Origin of the sequence: Companilactobacillus sp. FL22-1, from assembly GCF_043951805.1 — a bacterium.
In the GTDB taxonomy this organism is placed as follows: Bacteria; Bacillota; Bacilli; order Lactobacillales; family Lactobacillaceae; genus Companilactobacillus.
Map to the genome: position 1 here is coordinate 1 of NZ_JBINJY010000018.1, position 23,614 is coordinate 23,614.

Consider the following 23,614-nt stretch of genomic DNA (forward strand, 5'->3'; position numbering starts at 1 on the left):
AAACTCGTCAGTTTCTCTCAGTCTTTTTATATTTTTAAAACACTTTAACTTTTAAATTAAAAATTATAGTGAACGTGAAGCACCTTTGTATACAACACCACGTCTTGAATCAACAGTAACAGTGTCACCATCTTTAACAAGGCTTGTAGCGTTCTTAGCACCAACAACTACAGGTAGACCCATAGCGATACCAACAACAGCTGCGTGTGAAGTTAGACCACCGTTTTCAACAACAACGGCACTAGCTTTTTCAAGAGCTGGTAGGTAATCTTTGTCAGTCATTTCTGTAACAAGGATGTCGCCTTCATTGATCTTCTTGTTAGCTTCTTCAGCGGTGTGAGCAACAACAACGTTACCAACAACTGATTCTTCACCAACACCTTGGCCTTTAACCAATGTAGAACCGATCAATTGAACCTTCATCAAGTTTGTTGTACCACTTTCACCGACAGGAACACCAGCGACAACAAGAATCAAGTCACCTTCCTTAGCAAAGCCAAGTTCTTGAGCTTTCTTAGCAGCTAAGTCGAACATTTCATCAGTGTTATCAGGCTTGTCAACGATAACTGGATCAACACCCCAGTTAACTGTCAAACCACGTTGTGTAGTTTCGTCAAATGTAAGTGCCAAAATATCAGCAGATGGACGATACTTAGAAATCATACGTGCTGTGTAACCACTCTTTGTAGCAGCAACGATTGTGTGAATGTTTAGTTCTTCAGCTGTTCTAACAACTGATTCACCGATTGATTCTGTAACGTTTGAACCCTTGTAATCTTCGAAACGTTGGATTGCAAGTTGGTTTGTGTGGTTCAATTGTTGTTCTGTACGTTCGTCGATACGAGCCATAGCAGCAACTGATTCAACTGGGTAGTCACCGTTAGCACTTTCACCTGAAAGCATTGTTGCATCTGTACCATCAAGAACAGAGTTAGCAACATCAGTAACTTCGGCACGTGTAGGACGTGGGTTTTCTTGCATTGAATCAAGCATTTGTGTAGCTGTGATAACTGGCTTGCCAAGAGCGTTACATTTCTTGATCAAAGTCTTTTGTACGAATGGTACGTTTTCAAATGGAATTTCAACACCCATGTCACCACGAGCAATCATCAAACCATCTGATACTTGAAGGATAGAATCGATATTGTCGATACCTTCTTGTGATTCAATCTTAGGGAAGATTTGTACGTATTCACAGTGTTTTTCTTCAAGGATTTCACGAATATCCAAGACATCTTGAGCTTTACGAACGAATGAAGCTGAGATGAAGTTGATACCTTGTTCTAGACCGAAACGAATATCGTCAGAATCTTTTTCTGTGATACCTGGTAGACGAACTTCAACACCAGGAGCATTGATACTCTTTCTTGAGCCGATCATACCGTCGTTTTGAACAACAGTAACCAATTCACGGTTCTTGTCATCTTTTTCAGTAATCTTCAAATCAACAAGACCATCATCAATCAATACGTGACCACCAACATGTGTATCATCGTATAGACCAGGATATGTTGAAGCAATCTTTTCAGGTGTACCTGTTAAGGAATCATCCATTGAAATACGGATTGTTTGGCCAATCTTAGCTTCAAACTTGTTACCTTCTTGAACAGTTGTACGAATTTCAGCACCCTTAGTATCTAGAACGATACCAACAGTCTTACCAGTAATCTTTTCAGCTTCGTGAACCATTTCCATACGAGCTTTGTGTTCTGGATGGTCACCATGTGAGAAGTTGAAACGGAAGATGTTAGCTCCGGCTTCAATCAACTTAACGATTGTGTCAACATCATTACTAGCAGGTCCAAGTGTACTTACAATTTTTGTTCTTTTCATCGAGAATCCCCTTTTCTTGTCTTAATACCTTGTTCATTGTACCAAATTAAAACTCTACATGTTTAAATTATCTGCTTAAAGATTCATTTAAATCATATAGTGATAAATCAGGTTTGTGCTTGCTATCGAATAAGTCAAGAATATCATGTGATGTAATCTTGTTATTTTCGATACCGACAGCCAAACCACCCTTGCCATCAAGCAAGAGATCAACTGCATAAGCACCCATCTTACTTGCTAAGACACGGTCTTTTATAGTTGGTGAACCACCACGTTGCACATGTCCGAGAACAGTTGCACGTGAATCAAAGTCACCATACTTGTCCAATTCACTCTTGAATTCGTCAGCGTGCATAACACCTTCAGCAAGAACGATAATCATGTTCTTGTTACCTTGTTGACGGCCAGTTTCGACCTCTTCAGCAATTTCTTTGATGTCAAAATCACGTTCAGGAATGATGATCTTTTGAGCACCACCAGCAACACCTGCCCAAAGAGCAACGTCACCAGCGCCACGTCCCATAACTTCAACGATGAAAGTTCTTTCATGGGAACTAGCAGTATCATGCAACTTATCGATTGCATCAACGGCAGTCGATACAGCTGTATCGAAACCAATTGTAAAGTCTGTGAACGGAATATCGTTATCGATTGTTCCTGGCAAACCGATTGTGTTAAAACCGTGTTCAGTCAAACGCAATGCGCCATGATAAGAACCGTCGCCACCGATAACAACTAATGCATCGATTCCAAACTTCTTCAATTGTTCAATACCCTTCAATTGGCCTTCAACTTTAGCAAATTCAGGGTATCTTGCAGAATGCAAGAATGTACCACCACGTTGAATATGGTCAGATACGTCGTCGCTGTTCAAACGGAAGATATCTCCCGCAACAAGTCCAGCATATCCATAATTGATACCATACACTTCAAGCCCTTTGTCAATGGCTCTACGTGCGACTGCTCGAATAGCAGCGTTCATACCAGGGGCGTCGCCACCACTGGTCAAAATACCAATACGCTTCATTTGTTCACACTCCAAAATTATTTGTTTCTAAAACAAAACCTAATCAAATATAACATTTTTGTTGAATACTTTGTAGAGCTGAAAACGTTTTAAGATAAATTATTCACTCTTTTTTTAGAAAAACATTTTGTTTACCTAAAAACATCTCCAATTTCTGCTGCACATTACTATTAAAATCTATCCAGCGGTTCGATTTCAAGAGTAATGCTTGTTTCTTTTGCACTCGATATAAAATTACCGGCATTTGGCCATTGGCACTCTCAATGATCTGATAAAGCTGTTTCAAATTTTCTGAAGTATCGTGAGCTTTGTCGATCCTTAAATAGAGTTTTTCAGTTGGCAACTGGACGGTATATTGTTTTGGATCGACCACTTTATCAGCAATCAGTTCCAAGTCTCCTCTTTGACCAACATTAGGATGACCTACGAACAAATAAATATTTCCATCCAGATCGATTGACTCAATCTTTTGAAAAAGTTTGGGAAAGACTGTCACAGAAATCGTTCCTGATTCATCTTCAATTGTCATAAAACTCATTCGTTGACCCTTTTTTGTCCTGATCACTCGTAAATTCTTGACTAATCCCAAGACATTGACAGTTTGATTTTGAAAATTATTCAACTCTGAAATTTTAATTGTTTGCAGATCCAATAAGCGGGTGCGATACTTTTCGACTGGATGTCCTGAAACGTAGACGCCTAAATACTTTTTCTCTTGATTCAATTTTTCCGTCAAACTGAAATCGTCAACTTGGTGCTTCTTAGGGTCCAAAACATCAAATAATGATAAATTGCTGCCAGCTAACTGTATGCTTTCAATCAAATCACGAAAATCATACAGCAGTTCTTTGCGATTGCGGTTGAAACCATCAAAAGCTCCCGCCAAAATCATTGGTTCTAAATAGTCGTTCTTAACAAACCGACGGTCGATTCGTTGTAAAAAGTTGAGTCCACTAGTGTAGTGCCCGTCTTTTTGCCGTTTTTTGATGATCTCATCAGCCAAATCACGACGCATCCCTTTGATACTCAATAAACCAAAGCGAATTGCTTGATTGCTATCGGTGAATTCATATGAACTCTGATTAATATCGACATTTAAGATTTTCACTTGCATATCTTTAGCATCTTGGATATAAGTCGAGACTTTGCTCTCATTATTCAAGTTGGAATTTAAGAGAGCAGCAAAGAAAATATCTGGAAAATGAACCTTGATGTAAGCTAGCCAAAACGCAATCATCGAATAGGCAACTGAATGTGACTTGTTAAAACCATAATTACCGAATTTTTCGATATACTGATAAACTTTTTTTGCTGAATCAAGATCATGACCTGCCGCCACTGCTCCGTCAATAAACTTCTGGCGATTCTGTTCAATCAATTGGTCGTTTTTCTTACTGATAGCCCGACGCAAAATATCGGCATCAGCTAGTGAAAAATTAGCCATTTCAGAAGATGCCTGCATAACTTGTTCTTGATAAACTAAAATTCCATAGGTCGGTTTCAAGATTTTCTCTAATGAGCGGTCCGGATATGTAACCGGTTCATCGCCATGCTTTCGCGCAATAAAGGTCGAGATGTTTTGCATTGGACCAGGCCGGTACAAAGCGTTCGTCGCCACGATGTCATCGAAGCTTGTTGGGACTAACTGTCGTAAAACGCTACGAATTCCTTCTGATTCAAATTGAAAGACCCCATCGGTTGCTCCCTTTTGGAACAGTGCCAAGGTCTTTTTATCATCAAGTGGAATCTTTTCGGGAATAAATTCTTTTTGGAAGCGTTGGGAAATGGCCTGAATGGACTTATCCAGAATGGTTAAATTCTTTAATCCCAAAAAATCCATTTTCAAAAGGCCAACATTCTCAACATTATACTTAGTCTGCTGGGTCAAATTTATTCCATCAGCCTCTAGTTGCACTGCAACAATATCAGTCATTGGCTTTTTACTGAGAACGATTCCGGCCGCATGCGTGGAATAATGACGCGGTATTCCTTCGATACGTTGAGCAACTTTAAAGATCAATTGATTTTCACGAGAGTTTTGAGCTAGTTGGCGTAAAGCACCTGACTCATCCAATGATTCTGCCAAGGTAATGTTGAGCTTACGTGGAATGGCATTTGACCACTGCGAGATTTGAAACTGGGTCTGGCTAAATGTTCGTGCAATATCTCTTAAAGCCATTTTGGCAGCTAAAGTCCCGAAAGTGATAATTTGAGCCATATGGTCAGAACCATATTTGTCATGCATATACATCACCATCTCATCTCGACGGTCGTCTGGTAGATCAAGGTCGATATCAGGCATATTAGCTCGCTGTGGATTTAAGAAACGTTCAAATAGTAAGTCGTATTTGATTGGGTCAACCTGAGTTATCCCTAGGCAATATGAGACTAAAGAACCAGCCGCTGATCCTCGTCCTGGACCCGTTTTAATTCCAATTTGATGTGCATGTTTGATCACATCCCAAACGATCAAGAAATAATCTGCGAAACCCATTTTCTCAATGACAGTTAATTCATAGTCCAAGCGTTGCTGATAAGTCGACGAAACATCGTTTTCTAAACGTTTTTTTAATCCTCGGGCCGCTAAATCATGCAAAAATTCAATTGAAGAGATACCGTTAGGCGTCTCAAATTCAGGCAGTTCCGTTTCTTTAAACTCGATCTCAACATTACAGTTGTCAGCGATCCGTCCAGTATTCTCAACTGCCTCCAATAAATCGACGTCTTTAAAATCAGCCGTAAATTCTTGAACTGTTCTTAAATAATAATCGCCTTTCTCAACCACTTGCTCCAAATTCTCAAATTTTTGACCAGTTCGTAAGTAATTAACTACTTGATAAGCTAAATGATCATCTGGATTCAGATATCTAACATCGCCTAAAGCCACCATTGGTAAATGGTAATGCTCTGCTACTTGCCGAACATTTTTGACATTATCGATTTCACTAGCATAGAGACTGATTCCTAGATAAAATGCTTGGTTTTTGATCAGAGCCTGCATTGCCTCGATATAAGCCGCTACATCGACGCTCAAGACCTCCGCCTTACTGCCAGGTGTAATTACAAACAGCCCTTCCAAATGGTCTCTCAAGTCTTGAAAACTGACTGGATCAGTTTGAGACATAATCTTTGAAGAAATTTTAATTAAATTTTTATAACCTGAATTATTTTTGGCCAATAATATCAATGGATAAACATTCTCAGAATCTATGATTCCGGCTATCTCAATTGTTAAACCAATAATTGGTTTAATGCCAATTTTTTTAGCATATTTATAAAAATCGATTGACGCATACAGATTATTTAAATCTGTCAAAGCCATTGCCGCGTATCCCCGAGACTTAGCTTGATCCACTAACTCGGTCAATTTTGCGGGACTATGCAATAAACTAAAGCTGCTCATGACTTGTAGTTGTGCTTGCAATTTGTCGCCCCCTTTGTTTAAAATTATATCAAATGCAAGTAGAAATTTATTGGGTAAAAACGTTATTTGTGCTAAACTACTTGAGAAAGTGAGATGGATGATATGAGATATGTTGCCATTATTTTCTGGGCTATCATGTTAGGCCAAGTTGCTGGCTTTATCGGTGGTGCTTTGAATCAACAAACTTATAATTTTACATATTCAGTTATTATTAGCATAGTATTTGCTATCATTTTCAGTGTAATTCCATTGATTCTTGATAGCTCTGTCAAAGATGAGAAAAAAGCTTAACATCACGTTAAGCTTTTTTTCTTTGTTGTCAATTATCATCTTAATAAAAAGTGCCATCTGATTCAGATTTGGAATCAGACGGCACTTTTTCAATTTTAAAACAAACTATCTTTGCACTTGTTGATTATTAATACTTAGTAATGTACAAATAAAATTCTTTTGTAGATAAGTTGATATTGAAATTAACTCCATTTGAAGTTATTTGGTTCATTGAAGTCTTAGTAGAATTCTGACCTGCATTTTTGGTCTGCTTAGCAAACTCTTTCAAGACCTTTTGTCCATCTGCACCTAAGAACTTCGAAACGACCATCAAGTTGGTAGCAAAGTTCTTTTGACCAGTCTTAGACTTCAAGTCCTTATAGGAAAGTGTCGTTGCAATTCCCATCAGCTGATTGTTCTGAACGTTGTAATACCACTTACTGCCGTCATTCTTTTGGTGAGTTAAAATGCCATCTTTAGAGATCAACTGAAGCTGATCATTTGATTGTCCCATCGACAACATCGTGTAATTATATGTTTGAGCAAAAGTCAGATAGTCTTGTAGAGCCTTTACCTTCTTAACTTTAACCAACTTCGACTCAACTTGATCACCATTCGTAGCTTTAATACGAACAGTCTGGTCTTTAGTTGATACGGGTACTGAGATGGCAAAATGATTTTCATCTACATCAACCTTTTTGGTCTTGCCATTAACTGAATATGTCAACTTCTGATAGTTCTTGGCTTGACCCTTGACCACAGCTACAAGACCGTCGGCCTTATACGTTTTGGCAGTCGTTGATAAGCTCATTTTCGAGCAGCCAGTCAGCAACAAAAAGAACAATGGAATAACTACTAAGAGAGCATATTTTAGTCTTTTCATATTGTTGAACCACCTAATATTGAATATTAAAAAAAAGCCAAGCTAAACTTGACTTTTTCATTAAGCTTCTTTGCTATCGTCGATAACTTTTTCACCTTTGTACATACCTGATGGTGATACATGGTGACTTAAGCGATATTCACCTGAAGCAACGTCGAATTGCATGTTTGGTGTTGATAGCTTAAGATGTGCGCGTCTTTGGCGCTTTCTTTGTTTTGATGTTTTTCTCTTTGGAACAGCCATATTTAAAAAACTCCTTTTATTTAATTAACTCAATCAAATCTAACGTTTAATATAATACTATCATAAAAACGTTTGAGCAAGCAAATTTACTATTTAGTTTGCTTTTTTCCATTATTTTCCTTTAAAGCATCAGCAATTTCCTTATCATTGGAAACTTTGACCCGTGAAATTTGCTTTTTGGCATGACGATTGAAATCATCATCTTTTTTCTTACCAGTACTTGCCAGTAGCATGGTGATGATTGCACCTAGCAACAGTGTCACGATGATCAAAATGATCAAAGGTAATTTAACTCTTGTGAAGCCAAAACTTACCGTGACCGGATTTACATTCAAAACAGCGAAAATCACCACGATTAATGTAATAATTAGACCGATTACGAATCTCGATTGTTTACCGTTCATCTTTGTTCTCCCCTATTTACGGTTACCAAGTGTCGAAGCAAAGTAATCTCCCAAGCTTGGAGCCAATTTGTATAGTACTGCTGCTAATTCCATATAACGAGGTCGATTGATTTCACGTTTCTTGCGACCAAAAGTATTTACGATTTCCCAAGCTAATTTATCAGGATCAAGAATGAAATACTTCACTGAATCAAGATAATTACCGGAATGATCAGCAACCTCAAAGAAATTCGTCTTCACAGGGCCAGGATTGACCGTTGTGACATAAACTCCCATTGATTGTAGTTCTAATCGTAAACCATCGGAAAAAGCAATGACGGCCGCTTTTGAGGCCGCATAGGCAGCAGACTTAGGCGTAGTGATCTTACCAGCCATCGAACCAATATTGAAGATGTGTCCTCGGCCGTTTTCAATCATGCCCTTTGCGACTAAACGTGTCATCAACATTAAGCCTAACACATTGACACGGAACATTTTTTCAATTTTAGTAAAATCCGTTTCTAAAAAGTTAGAAAAATCGCCAAATCCGGCAGCATTTACTAAAACGTCAATATCATCACTAAATTCCGAAATCTCTTGAACCGCTGCCGTAATTGCCTCAGGGTCACTCATATCAACTGACAAGTATTCATGAACAGCACTTTCCGCTCCAACACGAATACACTCATTTTTGACTTGGAGCAATTTATCTTCATTTCTTGCGATCAAAACCACATTGGCCCCACATTTCGCAGCATTGATAGCAACATCTTTGCCAATACCGGATGAAGCTCCTGTAACAACTACCGTCTGATTCAATAAATTAGTCATATCAATCTTCTCCTCTAATTAAAAGGTACTTCGTATATATCGAAATCACTCGCAACTCGAGTATTCTTAAAGATCCTTTGTGCTTCTTTTTGCAAGATCAAGGCTCCACGACCAGTATAGCGAGCTGAAATATGCGTCAAAATCAAGCCTTTGGCATGACATCTTTGAGCAACTTCCGCTGCCTGAGTAGCCGTAGAGTGAAAGTAATTGTAAGCTAATTGTTTCTCATCATTTGAGAAAGTCGACTCATGAACGATCACATCAGCATTTTCTGACAATTTGTCTATTTCTGGTGTATAGCGAGTGTCAGAGATGATCGTGACAACTTTACTTGGCTTTTCTGGTCCAATAAAGTCAGTACCATCTAGGACTGTACCATCATCCAAAGTAACCGTTTTTCCAGCTTTTAACTGACCAAAAATTGGTCCATTCGGAATATGATACCGTGCTAATTTATCAACTAGCAATTCGCCGACACGCGGTTTTTCTACGACTCGGTAACCAAAGCAAGTCACTCGATGCTTTAATTTTCCCGCGTAAACGCTAAAGGTCTTGTCATTGAATATTTCACCATCATTTTTTAACTCAATATACTTGATTGGATAGCTGAGCTTACTGCCAGTGACACGTAAGGAAGTTTCAATATACTCCTTAATACCCACTGGTCCATAAATTTCTAAAGTTGAATTACCGCCTTGATTGGATCGGCTATCCAATAAACCTGGTAAACCAAAGATATGATCACCATGCAGATGGGTAATGAAAATCTTCGTGATTTTTCTAGGCTTGATGGCCGTTCGTAATATTTGATGCTGTGTCGCCTCGCCAACGTCAAACAGCCAAACTTCATTTCTTTCGTCCAGCATCTTTAAAGCTGTACTCGAAACGTTGCGGCTCTTCGATGGAACTCCGGCACCAGTTCCTAAAAATTCTAATTCCATAAAAAAATCCTTATCTAGTTGCTAACTATTTTTTGTCTAATGTTTTCAAAATTTCTTTGGCAACAAATGAGGTATAGTACATCGAACCATCTGGATTTGGATGGACATTATCGTCATAGAACCAGTCAGTATGATTCTGTGAATATGCATTCCAATCGATCACAGTTAAATTCTTATACTTCTTTGAAGCCTGATCCAAGACTCCATTAACAGTCTTTTCCCAAGGTCTAGTTGGCACGTGAACATTGATCCAGTATACATGACGCTTAGGACCAACTAATTGCATGACTTGACCGACTTGATCCATATTGAAAGGACCATTAGTTCCTAAGCCGATCATGACATTAGGTGCCAATACACCTTGATCTTTGTAATTTTGTAATAAATCAAGACTAGCGCCCATTTGACGACTGACTGCAGCATCAATAATTACCTTCTTGTCATCAAATAATTTCATGAAATTATCTGATCCATCGGCCATAATGGAGTCACCGACAGCTGTCAATGGTACATCCTTTAATCTTTGCAGATCAATTTGGCTCAAACCATACTTCTCAAACTCAGTATTGATTGGATGATCCTTTGCCGCTTTCTTGTAACGTTCATAATCGGCACTGGACATCTTGCCAGTAGCATTCTTTTGCTCCTTCTTAGCTTTCTTCAAGTTAGCAATTGCGGCTTCTTTTTTAGCCTTATTAGCCTTTTCATTCTTACTGATCTTATTAGCCAACTCGCTGTGGTTGACGTTTGGTTTTGGCGCACTAACAGCCTTAACCACTCCATAAGAACCAGTTACACAAATGGCAGCAATAACTACCGCTAAAATCTTTTGGAGAGCTGTTGATGACGTAAAGAACTTCTTAACATCGCTCCACTTAGCATGAGCCAATGGTTGTTCAACGAATCTAAATGAAAATTCAGTTACTAAGACAATCAAAATGACTTCGATCACTGGATAAAGTATTGGGTGATCAGCCACATTTCTGAACTTAGATTCGAAGAAAATCATTACTGGAAATTGGTAAAGATATAACCCATAACTTCTCGTTCCGATATAATGGAAAACTTTATTCGACAAAATACCATTCCAGAATGAGTCTGGATGAGCTACGACCGCAATAAAAATACATGTCGTAACAGAGAAAATGAACATTCCACCACGATATAAGAACGCATCTGAATCTTTGATCGTAAAGATCATCAAAATCATTAATGCAAATGACAACAATCCGACGATATTTAATTTGAGACGATCACTCTTATGCAAGCCACTCTTCAATTTTTCGGCAGGCCAGATCAAAGCTAGTCCACATCCTAATAAAATTGAGAATAATCTTGTATCGGTACCATAATAAATTCTACTTGGATCAACACCCGGCTTGAATAAGAGTGCCATCCAAATAGCTGAAGCGATAGATACGATCATTGCAAAGCCAAAAATACGACTCTTCTTAACACCAAACTTGGCAAAAAGAATCAAAAGAATTGGCCAAACAATATAGAATTGACCTTCAATTGATAAAGTCCACAAGTGCGTAAATGGTGATTCATTATTGGCAAATCTTTCAAAATAAGATTGACCGTTAAATATTTGCCACCAATTATAAACATTCAAAACATTGGTGATAAAGATCTGATCGAGATGATACAGCAAACCTTTTAAAAACATGACGATATAAGCCCCGGATGCCAATAAAACAAATAACATTCCCGGATATAATCGCTTAACTCTTTTAATATAAAAATTACTTAATGAGAACGAACCACCATAATCAACCGTATTAAAGAAATGGTCGGTAATTAAGTATCCCGATATAAGGAAGAAAATAGGTACTCCCAAATACCCGCCGGAAAAAACATTAGGATTTAGGTGATACATAATAACACCAATTACCCCTAAAGTACGCAGTCCATCAAATCCAGTAATAAATCTTCTTTTCGGTGATTTATTCATTATCCTTATAGCCCCTAAATAAATTCAAAAGTAAAATCTAGAATTGTCACTGAGTCGCCTGATTCAGCTCCAGCATCGATCAAGGCATCTTCAATACCCATTGATTTAAGCTGTCTAGCAAAACGCATAATTCCATCTTGATGATCCATATTAGTTCTTTGCAACAAACGTTCGACTCTGTCCCCATGGACAATAAAGCTGTGTTCGTATTCTGGATCTTTCTCGATCGTAAATGCCTTTGCTTCTGGCTCATAGTTGTATTCTTTAGTCTCATCAGATTGAACATCAAAATGAATTGGTTCAGCCTTCGATAAGACTTCACTGGTGTGGTTCATCAAAGCCTTGACACCAGTATGTTGAATACTTGAAATAGGAAAAATATCGACATCTTCAGGTAATTGTTGCTTGAATTCAGCCAATCTTTCTTCAGAACCAGGAATATCTAATTTAGTTGGCACAATGATCTCGGGACGTTTCAAAACCCCTTCATCATAATTACCCAATTCTTGACGGATTGCTTGATAGTCTTCAAACGGATCACGGCCATTATTAGGGTCCATGTCAACTAAGTGCAAAATAACCCGGGTTCTTTCAACGTGACGTAAGAATTGAATTCCCAAGCCCACGCCGTTAGAAGCTCCTTCAATCAATCCTGGCAAATCAGCAATAACAAAATCACGGCCATCGTCTAAACGAACCATGCCTAAATTAGGTGATAGAGTCGTAAAGTGATAAGCGGCAATTTTTGGTTTAGCTGAAGTTGCAACAGATAATAAGGTAGATTTACCTACTGAAGGAAAACCAACTAAACCAACATCAGCGATTAATTTTAATTCCAATTTAATATGACGTTCTTGTCCAGGTTCACCATTTTCTGCCACTTCCGGAGCTTGATTCTTGGAATTAGCAAAGTGAATATTTCCACGACCACCGTCGCCACCTTTAGCAACAACTAGTTCTTGGTTATTATTGACCAAATCGCCAATTAAATGTCCAGTATCTTCATCATAAACTGAAGTGCCGGTTGGGACTTTAATATAAACGGGATCGGCCTTGTGACCGTACATACCCTTAATCTGGCCATTTTGACCGGGTTCTGCTTTAAAAATTCTCTTGTATCTGAAGTCCATTAAAGTATTCATACCTTCATTAGCCTTCAAGATGATATCGCCACCGCGACCACCATCACCACCGGAAGGTCCACCAAGTGGAACATACTTTTCGTGACGGAAAGCAACTGCACCGTCGCCACCCTTTCCGGATCTAACGGTGATTTTAACGTTATCTACAAACATTAAAATCCCCCTTTCTAAACTTTAATTATCATTTTTAAATTTTAGCACAAAAACACGTTTCATAATACTTGGAACTGGTATTGATTGTCCAGTATTTTTTTGTGCGGTGAAATTTTTTTGAAGGTTTTTGACCGTTTTTGAGATTTTATGATTGATTTTGAATGAATATGGATGTATTATATCTTCTTGTGAGGTGATGAAAGTGCTTACCGAAGAAAGACAACAAATTATTTTAGAACAATTAAAATTACATAATATTGTCAAACTCCACGATTTGATTCCACTTACTGGTGCTTCCGAGTCAACCTTGCGTCGTGACCTTCAAGACTTGGAGAATTGTCACAAGTTATTGAGAATTCACGGTGGTGCTCAAAACGTTATTTCATTGCATGAGGAACCGGCTCTTTCGCAAAAGGCAGCCGTCCATATCAATGAAAAAAAATTAATCGGTCAAACAGCCGCAAATTTAGTTTCTAATCATGAAGTGATTTTCCTGGATTCTGGGACAACGATTCAATTCATGATTCCCTACTTAATAGAACATACTGATCTGTTAGTCATTACCAATAGTGTCGATAACGCTTCGATGTTGGCTGATTATAACGTGAACACTTTTCTTCCTGGGGGGAAGTTAAAGTCATCGACCAAAGCTCTGGTTGGTGCAAACATCATTCAAACTCTGGAGAATTATCATTTTGATCGAGCTTTTCTAGGTACTAATGGCTTTTCGATCGATGCCGGTTATACGACACCTGATCCCGAGGAAGCTGCCATTAAGAGTTTAGCAATCGCTCAATCAAACCAAGCCTATGTCTTATCTGATAATTCTAAGTTTTCGCAAGTGAGTTTCAGTCGTTTTGCGACTTTAGACGAGGTTCCCTTGATAACTAACAAATTATCGGAACGGGAAATGAGTCTGATAGGTAAATATACAAAAGTAACGGAGGCTATTTAGGTGATTTATACAATTACAGTCAACCCTTCAATCGACTACGTATTACAATTGAAAGCCTTGACTACAGGTGAAGTTAACCGAACTACGAGTGACGTTAAACTTCCCGGAGGAAAAGGTATCAACGTTTCTCGAATCTTAAAAGCATTGAATATTAACTCAATGGCTTTAGGATTCGTCGGTGGTGCAACTGGTTCGATGTTTGAAGAACTATTAGCACAACATGATTTGAAAACTTCTTTTACGAGGGTTAAAGAAGATACCAGAATCAACGTGAAGATCAATGCCGTCGACCAAAATGAGGAAACTGAGATCAACGGTGCTGGTCCAAATATCAGTACATCTGAAAAACAAACTTTCATGGATAATCTCAATGAGATTGGTAAAGGCGATATTGTGGTCATGGCTGGAAGCCTTTGCAAAAATCTAAATAACAATTTTTATTTAGATATCGCTAAAAAGATTCAAAAGCAAGGAGCCGAGTTCGTGATCGATACGACTGGTCAAGCATTGTTAGATACCTTGCCTTTGCATCCTTTGGTAGTTAAGCCAAATCACCATGAATTAGCGGACTTGTTCAACGTAACATTCAAAAATGACCAAGAGATCATCACTTATGCACGTAAGTTACTAGAAAAAGGTGCTAAGCATGCATTGGTTTCCATGGCCGGTGACGGTGCCCTGCTTGTTACCAAAGATAAAGCCTACAAGTCCAACGCACCTAAAGGTACTGTTATTAATTCAGTTGGTGCTGGAGATTCAATGATTGCTGGTTTTGCTGGTACTTTCATGGAAACAAACGATCCAATTGAAAGTTTCCATATGGGTGCCGCATGTGGATCAGCGACAGCTTTTAGTCAAGATATTGCTGTCAAAGCAAAAATTGATGAGGTTTATAAAAATATTTCTATAACAGAAATTTAATTGGGGGGACTTTTTAATGGACTTGAAACAACTACTCTTAAAAGACGCCATGATTATGGACTTGAAAGCCACTACTAAAGAGGAAGCCATTGAGGAAATGGTCGACAAGTACTATCAAGTCGGCGTCATTGATGACAAAGAACTATACAAAGCTGACATCCTAAAGCGTGAAGCTCAGACAAGTACTGGGATCGGTGATGGAATTGCCATGCCGCACGCACGTGATAAAGCTGTTAAACGAGCAACCGTATTGTTCGCTAAAAGTGAGAAAGGTATCGATTATCAATCACTTGATGGACAACCAGCTTACCTATTCTTCATGATTGCCGCACCATATGGGGCTGACAATTTGCACTTGCAAGCTCTAGCTGCACTTTCATCACTCTTGATCAATCCAGAATTAGTTAAGAACTTAAAAGCTGCTAAGACTGCTGATGAAGTTCAAAATCTTTTTGACCAAGCAATGAAGGAAAAAGAAGCTAAAGATAAGGCTGACGAAGAAAAACAAAAAGCTAAGGAAGCCCAAGCTGCTAAACAAACTGATTCAACCGACAAAAAGCCATACGTCGTTGCTGTCACAGCTTGTCCTACAGGTATCGCTCACACTTACATGGCTGAAGCTGCTTTGAAAGAACAAGCTGAAAAGATGGGTGTGGATATTAAAGTTGAAACCAACGGTTCTGAAGGTGTTAAACACAAATTGACCGCTAGTGAAATTCAACGTGCTGATGGTGTAATCATTGCTGCCGATAAAAAAGTCGACATGCCAAGATTTGATGGCAAACATTTAGTTAACCGTCCCGTTAGCGATGGTATCAACAAAGCTGAAGAACTGATCAACTTAGCTGTTGAACAAAAAGCACCCGTATTTCACGCTGAAGGTGGCGCCCAAGCTGAGGCTGATGAAGATAGTGAAGAAAAGAAATCACTTTGGTCAAGAATCTATGCCGATTTAATGAATGGTATCTCTAATATGCTTCCATTCGTTGTTGGTGGTGGTATCTTGATGGCTATCTCCTTCCTTTTGGAAAACTCCGTTGGTGCACACTCACAATGGTTCCTATTCTTTAATAACGTTGGTAATTATGCTTTTAGTTTCTTGATTCCTGTTCTAGCTGCTTACATCGCCGTTTCAATTGGTGACCGTCCTGCCTTACTACCTGGTTTTGTTGGTGGTTATATGGCTTCACAAGCTGCTGCTTCAGTAGTTAGTTCTAAGAGTCCAGCCGGATTTATCGGTGGTCTACTAGCCGGTTTCATTGCTGGATGGGTCATTGTCTTCTTAAAGAGATGGCTTAAGAAATTACCACATACTTTGGATGGTCTAAAAACTATCTTGATCTACCCAGTGCTTGGTTTACTATTAACCGGTGCTATTATGTACTTTATCGTTGATCCAGTCTTTGCGGTTGTTAATGCCGCTATCACCCACTTCCTAGAATCAATGGGTACTGGTAATGCCGTTATCCTTGGTACTTTACTTGGTGGTATGATGTCAATCGATATGGGTGGTCCTTTCAATAAAGCTGCTTATACTTTCGCTATTGGTTCCTTTACAGCGACACATGATGGTGCTTTGATGGCTGCTGTCATGGTCGGTGGTATGATTCCACCATTGGCAATCGCCATTGCTACAACTTTCTGGAAAGACAAGTTTACTGAACAAGAAAGACAAGCTGGTCTCTCCAACTATATCTTAGGTTTATCATTTATTACTGAAGGTGCTATCCCATTTGCTGCCGGAGATCCATTGCACGTTATCGTTTCAAGTGTTATCGGTTCTGCTATCGGTGGTGGACTTACACAACTCTGGGGCGTTAATGTTCCTGCTCCTCACGGTGGTATCTTCGTTACACCACTTGCTAACAAACCCTTGCTTTACTTGCTCGCCGTTGTTATCGGTGCAGTGATTTCCGGTGTTATCTATGGTGTTTGGAAACCTGCTTTGAAAAAAAATAAAGACCTTAAGTAAAAAAAGTTTATAAATCAAAAAGGGTATCAATTCAATGTTTAAACGTTGAATTGATACCCTTTTTGCTACTTATTAATAATTATCTATGATAAAGGAAAACAATAGTCGACTTTAAATCTATAATTCTTAATACTATCTATTAATCTTGTCTCATCAAAATTAATGGTAGTTTTTTCAATTGCTCTAAAATTTTAAATTACAAAGAATGTACCATCCACCGATGGCCAAACCTTTGTAATTTTCCAGTTTAGCACGTAATGATAGATAATAATTTAAAAAATCAGTTCCACAAATCAGTTAAAATCACATCATCACTCTTTGGATGCAATTTTTCTTCTTTATCTACCTTAACAAAGATTGGAACTGGAATTGCATTACCGGTTACTATAGCCTCGCCTTTACCCAAACTAGGAATCTTTTGAAATGAACTTCTATCTAAAGTTGGCATAGTATTCTCAAGCATATTCAAATCATTATCATTTACTAATCTATGTATAAAATAATTATGTAACTGTGACATTATCATTGGAGAAATATCAGCGGGTCTTTGACTAGCTAAGGTCAAATAAAAGCCAAATTTTCTTCCTTCTTTAATTATCTCTTCAAATATGGAAAGTCTATAATCCTGCCAATCATCACCGTTGTTTCTAAATTGAGCGTTCAATATATTATGTGCCTCATCAATAATCAAATGTTTCGTCATTTCAACATTCCCACTTGATACATTCATTTTTTGATTATCATATATCATTTTAGACAACAACATGGGAACCAATCTAGTAATTTCTTGATTGGCATGTACCAACGAAATTATATTCAGCATTTTATAAGATTTCATTGCATTATCATTTACCTCAATAACTTTTTCTAAACTGTCAAACGATGAATTAATTCTATTGAATAATGGATCAAGAAACTTTCTATTTATTTTTCCCCAAGCCGTTCGGTGAACTCTTTGAAAATCTAAAAACATCCTCAATTGACTAATAGGGCGACTACCAAAATTTATAAAGCAATTATTTAATTCTTCTGACAATTTCGTAATTCCCGATTTTTTTAAAGTACTATCATCGATTGCATCAACAGATCCTTTATTAAACCATTTCTGGTCCTCTTTTGTATAATAAAAATAAAAATTACCATTACCGTATTGAGATATATGATCTATCATATTAAACAAATCTGTATTACTTATATATCTTTTTGCAGTATCTATCCAATCCTGAAGACTATCTTGATTAACGGCCTGACCTGAAGTCAATATTCTTTTTAAAGTACCAACAGCGTAATTTCCAAAATTAAAAACTTTTTCTTTTCTTTTACTATTGAACTCATTCACCGATTTTCGCAAAAAAGGTACCTGTGTCGCGGGACGTGCGTCAAATAGAATTGAAAGTATATCAGCATCAAATAAATATTGGCTAGAAACAGGCAACTTACTTTTGCTAAATAATTCTCTAGTATCAATGTCAAATACTCTTTTATCATCTTTATAAACGCCAAATATTCCAACATCATTTTCTCCCACATTAGAATATTCACCATTAAAATCAATTACAAAAAACTGTGATTTTTTTACTATTTTGTCGTAATATTTTGATTTAAACAATTCTAAATACAATTTATGCAATGTATTTGATTTACCACTACCTGTATTACCAAATATTCCAATATGGGAAGCAAACAATCCATTAATGGGTAATTGTATTTTCTGATTTTCTAATAACGATTTCCCTATAACAATTGTAGGTTCATTATTCTTAATTCCATATATAACTTTTAATTCTTCTAAACATTGTTAATGTAACCTCATTTCCAATCATAGGAACATATTTACTTGTGACATTGAAGTCATCATTCTCAATTACACCTTTAGTTTTCAATGTAATTATTCTATTTATAGAATTTTTAGAATATCTATTATCAAATTATAGAATTTTTAGAATATCTATTATCAAATTCAGCACTCTTTATTGAATTTTTTTGATCAATTATCTTTTCATTGGACACACTGGCTATAATTTGAATATCATTTTGATTTATTGTTAAATATGCTCCGACTTTAGGACCACTTAATATATCTCCATACCATAGAAACATAGCGTCATTTGACATATTATACATACCTACTTCAGATATAGATCCATCAACAGATGTTATTACCCCTAATTTTTTTTTAGGCTTGGTCATCTTTCAAATCCTCCAGACTACTCCCATTTAAAATATCGGTTAGATTTGACAGTGTAAAATTATCATTATTTTTGTAATTTTCATTAAAATCTTTTGGGGTTAGGAGTATTAAATTCCTAATATCTTTTCCTAATTTTAAATTATTAAGAATCTTTTTTTCATCGTCATCATTAAATCCGAATATATATACAATCAGTTCTGGATTCTGAATTGCTCTTCTAACCATTTTAGCTATGTGGGAATCTTGAAATGAAAATCCAATCACAAACAAAACTGATTGTGGTTTATCCAATTCCAACTGAAATACTCTTAACATCTCATGAAAATGATTATCCATAAAGGTCTCATTTTCTTCCTTACCAGTTGGTCTAACTATCAAAGGAGAATCTGTAACATAATTTCTGATCAATGCTCTATCTTTGTCAATCTCCCAATTTATAGAGCCGTGGGGTTTTATCAAAGTTATTGATGGGATTTCGTTTGTATAGTTGTCATTTAGCCCCTTATATGAAACCGTCTTATTATAGTTTGAGCTGTCCAAAATCCTATTGAAATAACCACTCGCACCGTCATTGAATACAAATTTGTACGTTCTCATTAACACATCAACAGCTTTTTCTATAAACAAATCATAATTAGTAGAAAATAAATTTATCGTTTTAGGAGTTTGCCGAGAATTAGACAAATTTAATATATTAATTATTGAAGTAATAAATCTAACATAGTCATTTAAAACTAATCCTGTCACACGATCCTCTTTATTATCAACCATTTTGGTGCTTACTTGTTTAACTATATTTTTTAAATTTTCATTTCTCTCTTCGAGATTTTCACCTTCGACACTATCCATCAATGGTACTGCAGGAACCGAAGTACCCGATCCAATTAAAAAGCTTAATTGTTTAGTTATTGCTAATTTTCTTATATTCTTAATAAGAGTTTCTTTTTCATAATTCATGCCGCACTACCCCCACTCAAACTCAATAAAATGATTAGACTCTCTCAAAATTTTAAAAGTATGACCCAAAAACATTTGACTTTTCATAGCCATTTCAAGGGAAATTTCTCTTTTACATATTTCATTTTAAGTATATCATTTAAATTTATTAGACAGACATATACTACAATTTGATAATCGTAATTACTCAAATGAATGTACTTTACGATACTTAAACATTAGATTCATAAACTCAAACATAAAGTACAAAAAATCCGATACTATAATTAAATCTCCAAACCTAATTACCTTCGACGCCACCTAATTTTTTATCAAAATCATCTTTAGGTTGACTGGCATCGACCCAGTGTAGATCAGCATGTAAAGCATATAAAAAGTCTAAGAATGCTGAATTAATACCTAAACTATCTAATTCCGTCTGTGAAAGTGTGTAGTTGATCGAATCTTCTTGGCCTAATTCAACTTTTTGAACCCAATGAGGCTCACGAATAGGCTCACGAATAGACTCACGACCAATCGCAGCAAAATCGATTCCAGCATTAATAATTTTTTCCGCCTCAGCTGGTGTTTCAATCGAACCCACGGAAATTAATGGTACACGGTCCTTAACAACTTGTTTGATTTTCAAAACGATTGGTTCAGTATCAGATTTGTCGTTTTATGAAGTACGCCAAGCGTAACCCATCGAAACATGTAAATAACTGATTGGCTGATCGGCTAAACGAATACCGGGTTCTTCAATTTCCTCGGGTGAAATCCGATAACCGACAATAAACTTGTCGTCAGCGTATTTCGCAACGGTTTGGTTAACTCGTTTAATGATTTCTAGAGCAAACCGCATCCGATTTTCTAAACTTCCACCCCATTTATCGGTACGACGGTTAGAATGTGGTGAAAAGAATTGTTGCATCTAATAAGTGTTGGCCCCATGTAATTCTATTCCATCAAATCCAGCTTGAATCGCACGACGTGTAACTTGTCCAAAGTCTTCAATGATCTGTTCAATTTCTTCATTAGTTAATTCACGTGGTGTTTCTGCATTGGGACCACTGCGCTGGCAGAAACTGGCTGTACACCGCGGAGAATTTTAGAATTAGACATTCTACCAGCATGGAAAATCTGTAAGATAGCTTTAGTCCCATTTTGTTTCATTGTATGGACCGATTTAGTCAGCCCTGGCATGAATTTGTCATCAGCAACAGAAGGTTCACCCTCAAAACCCTTACCATCAGCGGATACGTTCATAACTGAAGCAATGAACATCCCGGCACCGCCTGTATGAATATCAAAATATTTCAATTCGTCACTTGAAATAGCTCCATTCTCCAAAGCAACGGCCTCTATCATTGGTGGGATAACAATTCTATTTTTAATCGTTACACCATTTTTAAAAGTATAAGGTTGTAAAAAATTATATTTAGTTGTCATAAGTTTCTACCTCGCTTAGATAAGTTTCAACAGTGAAAAAAAATTCGACGTGAATTTAATAAATCTACGTCGAATTTTTTGTTTTAAATTAAATTATTCTTTTAAGTACTATTTGAAAAAGAATGAGAATCCAAATAAAAAGCACCCAATTCCAGCAAGAACAATCAATGTTCCCGTAAGTTTGGAAGCAAAACCAAACGTAGCTGGCGTCTTAGTAAAATCCACTTTGACTCCTGCATTATCAAAGACTTTTTTGTCCATCCGCATATACCTGATTCCATAATAGATGACACCTAATCCAACTAAAAATGTTCCTATTCCTTCAAATGTGTTTAACATAAGATATACCCCCCTTTGAGTATAACTATATTTGCTCCTGACTTTTATTATCTTTTTTTCATCATAGTCTTAAATAATTTCTCTTGCGAGCGTTTTAATAAAATATCTTTTTTCTTTGGTAAACGGTGCGTACTAGGGTTTGTACTTCGTCATTCTTGAAGATCATGACTTGATTATTTAACTAAAGATTCCGTCACAAACTCTTCCTTTTTTCTAAAAGTTAATTTGTTTCAGTCTGATAAGCCAAATTACGTTTTTTCATCTTATTTCGATACCAGAAGAATAACAACAAGTAAACAGCAATCGCACAAACGGTCAAAGCGATAAACTTCAAGTCACCAGATGAAGACTTACCTATCATGATCGCCAATAATTGTTCAATTGGACCTTCTTTAGTCGCCGAACCTATCATTCCGATATTTGTATTGTTCAATAAGATATTCTTAAACATTGAAGTGATAAATGGCGCTGTTAAGGTGGCTGACCACAAGAAAATTGGAATTTCCACTACTCCGATAATAATCATGCGAAAGACTTTCCCACGTGTCACGACTAATAGCGATGGTGTAATGCCCATGGCAATCAAACCTCCTAAAGGAATAATGCGGTTGCCAGGTAACAAAAATGCTTCAACAATCAAGCAAGGTGCCAAAATATTGGCTACAGACCAAACTTCAGGACGGCTGGATAAAAACGCCCAATCCAGACCAACAAAGCTCATATTGACACCGTATTTGTTCAATCGATCAGTAATAATCTTAATGATTGGATCAAGTGATGATGTCAACCACGATCCAATGAGATTGAACAATTCTAAAAAGGCCCCTAGTAAGAATGCTAAGCCAAAGGTATCTTTTAAGTTAATTTGACCAAATAAACCAATCAATATTCCTAAGAAAAAGCCCGTCGCAAATTTTGAACTCCAGAAACCAACAGCCTTATTCAATTTCGTAGAATTAAAACTGACTTTATCGATTCCAGGAATCAAATTACATATTTCATTCAATAACATCACGATTGGATTCATCAAATAATTCATATGTGTGGACGTCATTGGCCCTTTTTGATCATTCATCAAATCATTGAATGTTGGTTTCATCAAATCAGAATTAATAAACTTCAAAATCCCTAAAGCAATTACGAAGATCAAACTGACAACGATATTTGCACCCATGTACATTGCTAACAGACCCACAAATGACAAGTGCCAGATGTCAAAAATATCAACGTCCAAAGTTTTAGTTACGTGATAATGCAACAAGATCACATTAACTATCATCATGACTAATAAAACTAGCAGATTGTAAGCTGAACTCCAGGTGATAATTGCTGCTGGCGTCCAACCTAAATCAATGACGTCTAGTTTCAAGCCTGTTTTGGCTATTAATTTGGTAATATCTGGATTGTAAGTCTGCATCAGTAACGACACGAGCGAAGTTGTTGCCATAATCGCAATCAAAAATTTAATAATACTCTCGACCATTTTAGTAAAGTGCGTTTTGCCAACTATCATGACCACAATCAGTAAAATACAAACGACACTCAAGCCGTTAGCAAAAGTAAAAAAACTCATCAATTTATTTCCCCCCAAGAAAAAAGCTGAAGGTATGACACTTTTCAGCTTTTTTACCATCTCATTTTTAAGATTGGTGTTAGAACAGTGCTTTCATTTTTTATTATCTCACTTCTCACATTAATTCATGAATTATTTTTAATTTCCATTTTTTTAATTGGTAATAATTTTGCTCATAAAAATACCCTCAAAGT

General features: G+C 36.9%; 17 protein-coding genes and 2 pseudogenes. 4 read left to right on the forward strand and 15 right to left on the reverse strand.

Annotation, left to right across the window (positions count from 1 at the left end; genetic code table 11):
• Positions 1-63 precede the first annotated feature (63 nt).
• From pyk to dnaE, 3 genes are all read right to left on the reverse strand, one after another.
• Positions 64-1,833, reverse strand: a complete 1,770-nt coding sequence (gene pyk, locus ACG72T_RS12075) for a pyruvate kinase (protein ID WP_395266401.1) — start codon at positions 1,831-1,833, stop codon at positions 64-66.
• Between the two features lie 67 nt (positions 1,834-1,900).
• Positions 1,901-2,860: a 6-phosphofructokinase gene (gene pfkA / locus ACG72T_RS12080; protein ID WP_395266403.1), complete on the reverse strand. Its 960-nt coding sequence runs from the start codon at positions 2,858-2,860 to the stop codon at positions 1,901-1,903.
• 103 nt (positions 2,861-2,963) lie between these two features.
• Positions 2,964-6,284, reverse strand: a complete 3,321-nt coding sequence (gene dnaE / locus ACG72T_RS12085) for a DNA polymerase III subunit alpha (protein ID WP_395266406.1) — start codon at positions 6,282-6,284, stop codon at positions 2,964-2,966.
• Between the two features lie 93 nt (positions 6,285-6,377).
• Here dnaE and ACG72T_RS12090 point away from each other — a divergent pair, with 93 nt between their 5' ends.
• The gene (locus ACG72T_RS12090) at positions 6,378-6,575 is read left to right on the forward strand and encodes a YjzD family protein (RefSeq protein WP_395266408.1); all 198 of its coding nucleotides are present in this window, start codon (positions 6,378-6,380) and stop codon (positions 6,573-6,575) included.
• A 127-nt stretch (positions 6,576-6,702) separates the two neighbouring features.
• Here the strand turns inward: ACG72T_RS12090 and ACG72T_RS12095 are convergent, their stop codons facing one another.
• The 7 genes from ACG72T_RS12095 to obgE form a co-directional block, all read right to left on the reverse strand.
• Complete coding sequence (locus tag ACG72T_RS12095) at positions 6,703-7,437, reverse strand: hypothetical protein (protein ID WP_395266410.1); 735 nt, start codon at positions 7,435-7,437, stop codon at positions 6,703-6,705.
• 60 nt (positions 7,438-7,497) lie between these two features.
• Positions 7,498-7,680, reverse strand: coding sequence for a 50S ribosomal protein L32 (gene rpmF / locus ACG72T_RS12100; protein WP_395266412.1), 183 nt, complete (start codon positions 7,678-7,680; stop codon positions 7,498-7,500).
• Positions 7,681-7,769: 89 nt separating this feature from the next.
• Positions 7,770-8,084, reverse strand: coding sequence for a lipopolysaccharide assembly protein LapA domain-containing protein (locus ACG72T_RS12105; RefSeq protein WP_395266414.1), 315 nt, complete (start codon positions 8,082-8,084; stop codon positions 7,770-7,772).
• Between the two features lie 12 nt (positions 8,085-8,096).
• The gene (locus ACG72T_RS12110) at positions 8,097-8,894 is read right to left on the reverse strand and encodes an SDR family NAD(P)-dependent oxidoreductase (protein ID WP_395266416.1); all 798 of its coding nucleotides are present in this window, start codon (positions 8,892-8,894) and stop codon (positions 8,097-8,099) included.
• 14 nt (positions 8,895-8,908) lie between these two features.
• The gene (gene rnz / locus ACG72T_RS12115; RefSeq protein ID WP_395266418.1) at positions 8,909-9,835 is read right to left on the reverse strand and encodes a ribonuclease Z; all 927 of its coding nucleotides are present in this window, start codon (positions 9,833-9,835) and stop codon (positions 8,909-8,911) included.
• Between the two features lie 25 nt (positions 9,836-9,860).
• Complete coding sequence (locus ACG72T_RS12120; RefSeq protein ID WP_395266420.1) at positions 9,861-11,789, reverse strand: acyltransferase family protein; 1,929 nt, start codon at positions 11,787-11,789, stop codon at positions 9,861-9,863.
• A gap of 14 nt (positions 11,790-11,803) precedes the next feature.
• Positions 11,804-13,090: a GTPase ObgE gene (gene obgE, locus ACG72T_RS12125; RefSeq protein ID WP_395266434.1), complete on the reverse strand. Its 1,287-nt coding sequence runs from the start codon at positions 13,088-13,090 to the stop codon at positions 11,804-11,806.
• A 196-nt stretch (positions 13,091-13,286) separates the two neighbouring features.
• Between obgE and ACG72T_RS12130 the strand changes: the two genes are divergently transcribed.
• From ACG72T_RS12130 to ACG72T_RS12140, 3 genes are read left to right on the forward strand one after another with little or no spacing between them, the layout of a single operon-like run.
• Complete coding sequence (locus ACG72T_RS12130) at positions 13,287-14,039, forward strand: DeoR/GlpR family DNA-binding transcription regulator (protein ID WP_395266422.1); 753 nt, start codon at positions 13,287-13,289, stop codon at positions 14,037-14,039.
• Positions 14,040-14,960: a 1-phosphofructokinase gene (pfkB, locus tag ACG72T_RS12135; protein ID WP_395266424.1), complete on the forward strand. Its 921-nt coding sequence runs from the start codon at positions 14,040-14,042 to the stop codon at positions 14,958-14,960.
• 16 nt (positions 14,961-14,976) lie between these two features.
• Complete coding sequence (locus ACG72T_RS12140; protein WP_395266426.1) at positions 14,977-16,932, forward strand: fructose-specific PTS transporter subunit EIIC; 1,956 nt, start codon at positions 14,977-14,979, stop codon at positions 16,930-16,932.
• 280 nt (positions 16,933-17,212) lie between these two features.
• On the opposite strand, the pseudogene ACG72T_RS12145 reads toward ACG72T_RS12140, so the two are convergent.
• The 5 genes and pseudogenes from ACG72T_RS12145 to ACG72T_RS12165 form a co-directional block, all read right to left on the reverse strand.
• A pseudogene (locus tag ACG72T_RS12145) lies at positions 17,213-19,122 on the reverse strand (ATP-binding protein).
• The gene (locus ACG72T_RS12150; protein WP_395266428.1) at positions 19,109-20,080 is read right to left on the reverse strand and encodes an SIR2 family protein; all 972 of its coding nucleotides are present in this window, start codon (positions 20,078-20,080) and stop codon (positions 19,109-19,111) included. Before ACG72T_RS12150 ends, ACG72T_RS12145 begins: the two are co-directional and overlap by 14 nt.
• Positions 20,081-20,360: 280 nt before the next feature.
• A pseudogene (locus ACG72T_RS12155) lies at positions 20,361-21,508 on the reverse strand (NADH-dependent flavin oxidoreductase).
• A 108-nt stretch (positions 21,509-21,616) separates the two neighbouring features.
• Entirely contained in the window at positions 21,617-21,847 is a 231-nt protein-coding gene (locus tag ACG72T_RS12160; protein ID WP_395266430.1) for a hypothetical protein, read from the reverse strand.
• 220 nt (positions 21,848-22,067) lie between these two features.
• Positions 22,068-23,420: a PTS transporter subunit IIC gene (locus ACG72T_RS12165; protein ID WP_395266432.1), complete on the reverse strand. Its 1,353-nt coding sequence runs from the start codon at positions 23,418-23,420 to the stop codon at positions 22,068-22,070.
• Between the last annotated feature and the right edge of the window lie 194 nt (positions 23,421-23,614).

Bases quoted from the DNA above. Each gene is read 5' to 3' on its own strand.
- pyk (WP_395266401.1), bottom strand. From the start codon at position 1,833: ATGAAAAGAACAAAAATTGTAAGTACACTTGGACCTGCTAGTAATGAT.
- pfkA (WP_395266403.1), bottom strand. From the start codon at position 2,860: ATGAAGCGTATTGGTATTTTGACCAGTGGTGGCGACGCCCCTGGTATG.
- ACG72T_RS12090 (WP_395266408.1), top strand. From the start codon at position 6,378: ATGGATGATATGAGATATGTTGCCATTATTTTCTGGGCTATCATGTTA.
- ACG72T_RS12095 (WP_395266410.1), bottom strand. From the start codon at position 7,437: ATGAAAAGACTAAAATATGCTCTCTTAGTAGTTATTCCATTGTTCTTT.
- rpmF (WP_395266412.1), bottom strand. From the start codon at position 7,680: ATGGCTGTTCCAAAGAGAAAAACATCAAAACAAAGAAAGCGCCAAAGA.
- ACG72T_RS12105 (WP_395266414.1), bottom strand. From the start codon at position 8,084: ATGAACGGTAAACAATCGAGATTCGTAATCGGTCTAATTATTACATTA.
- ACG72T_RS12110 (WP_395266416.1), bottom strand. From the start codon at position 8,894: ATGACTAATTTATTGAATCAGACGGTAGTTGTTACAGGAGCTTCATCC.
- rnz (WP_395266418.1), bottom strand. From the start codon at position 9,835: ATGGAATTAGAATTTTTAGGAACTGGTGCCGGAGTTCCATCGAAGAGC.
- ACG72T_RS12120 (WP_395266420.1), bottom strand. From the start codon at position 11,789: ATGAATAAATCACCGAAAAGAAGATTTATTACTGGATTTGATGGACTG.
- ACG72T_RS12140 (WP_395266426.1), top strand. From the start codon at position 14,977: ATGGACTTGAAACAACTACTCTTAAAAGACGCCATGATTATGGACTTG.
- ACG72T_RS12150 (WP_395266428.1), bottom strand. From the start codon at position 20,080: ATGAATTATGAAAAAGAAACTCTTATTAAGAATATAAGAAAATTAGCA.
- ACG72T_RS12160 (WP_395266430.1), bottom strand. From the start codon at position 21,847: ATGTTAAACACATTTGAAGGAATAGGAACATTTTTAGTTGGATTAGGT.
- ACG72T_RS12165 (WP_395266432.1), bottom strand. From the start codon at position 23,420: ATGAGTTTTTTTACTTTTGCTAACGGCTTGAGTGTCGTTTGTATTTTA.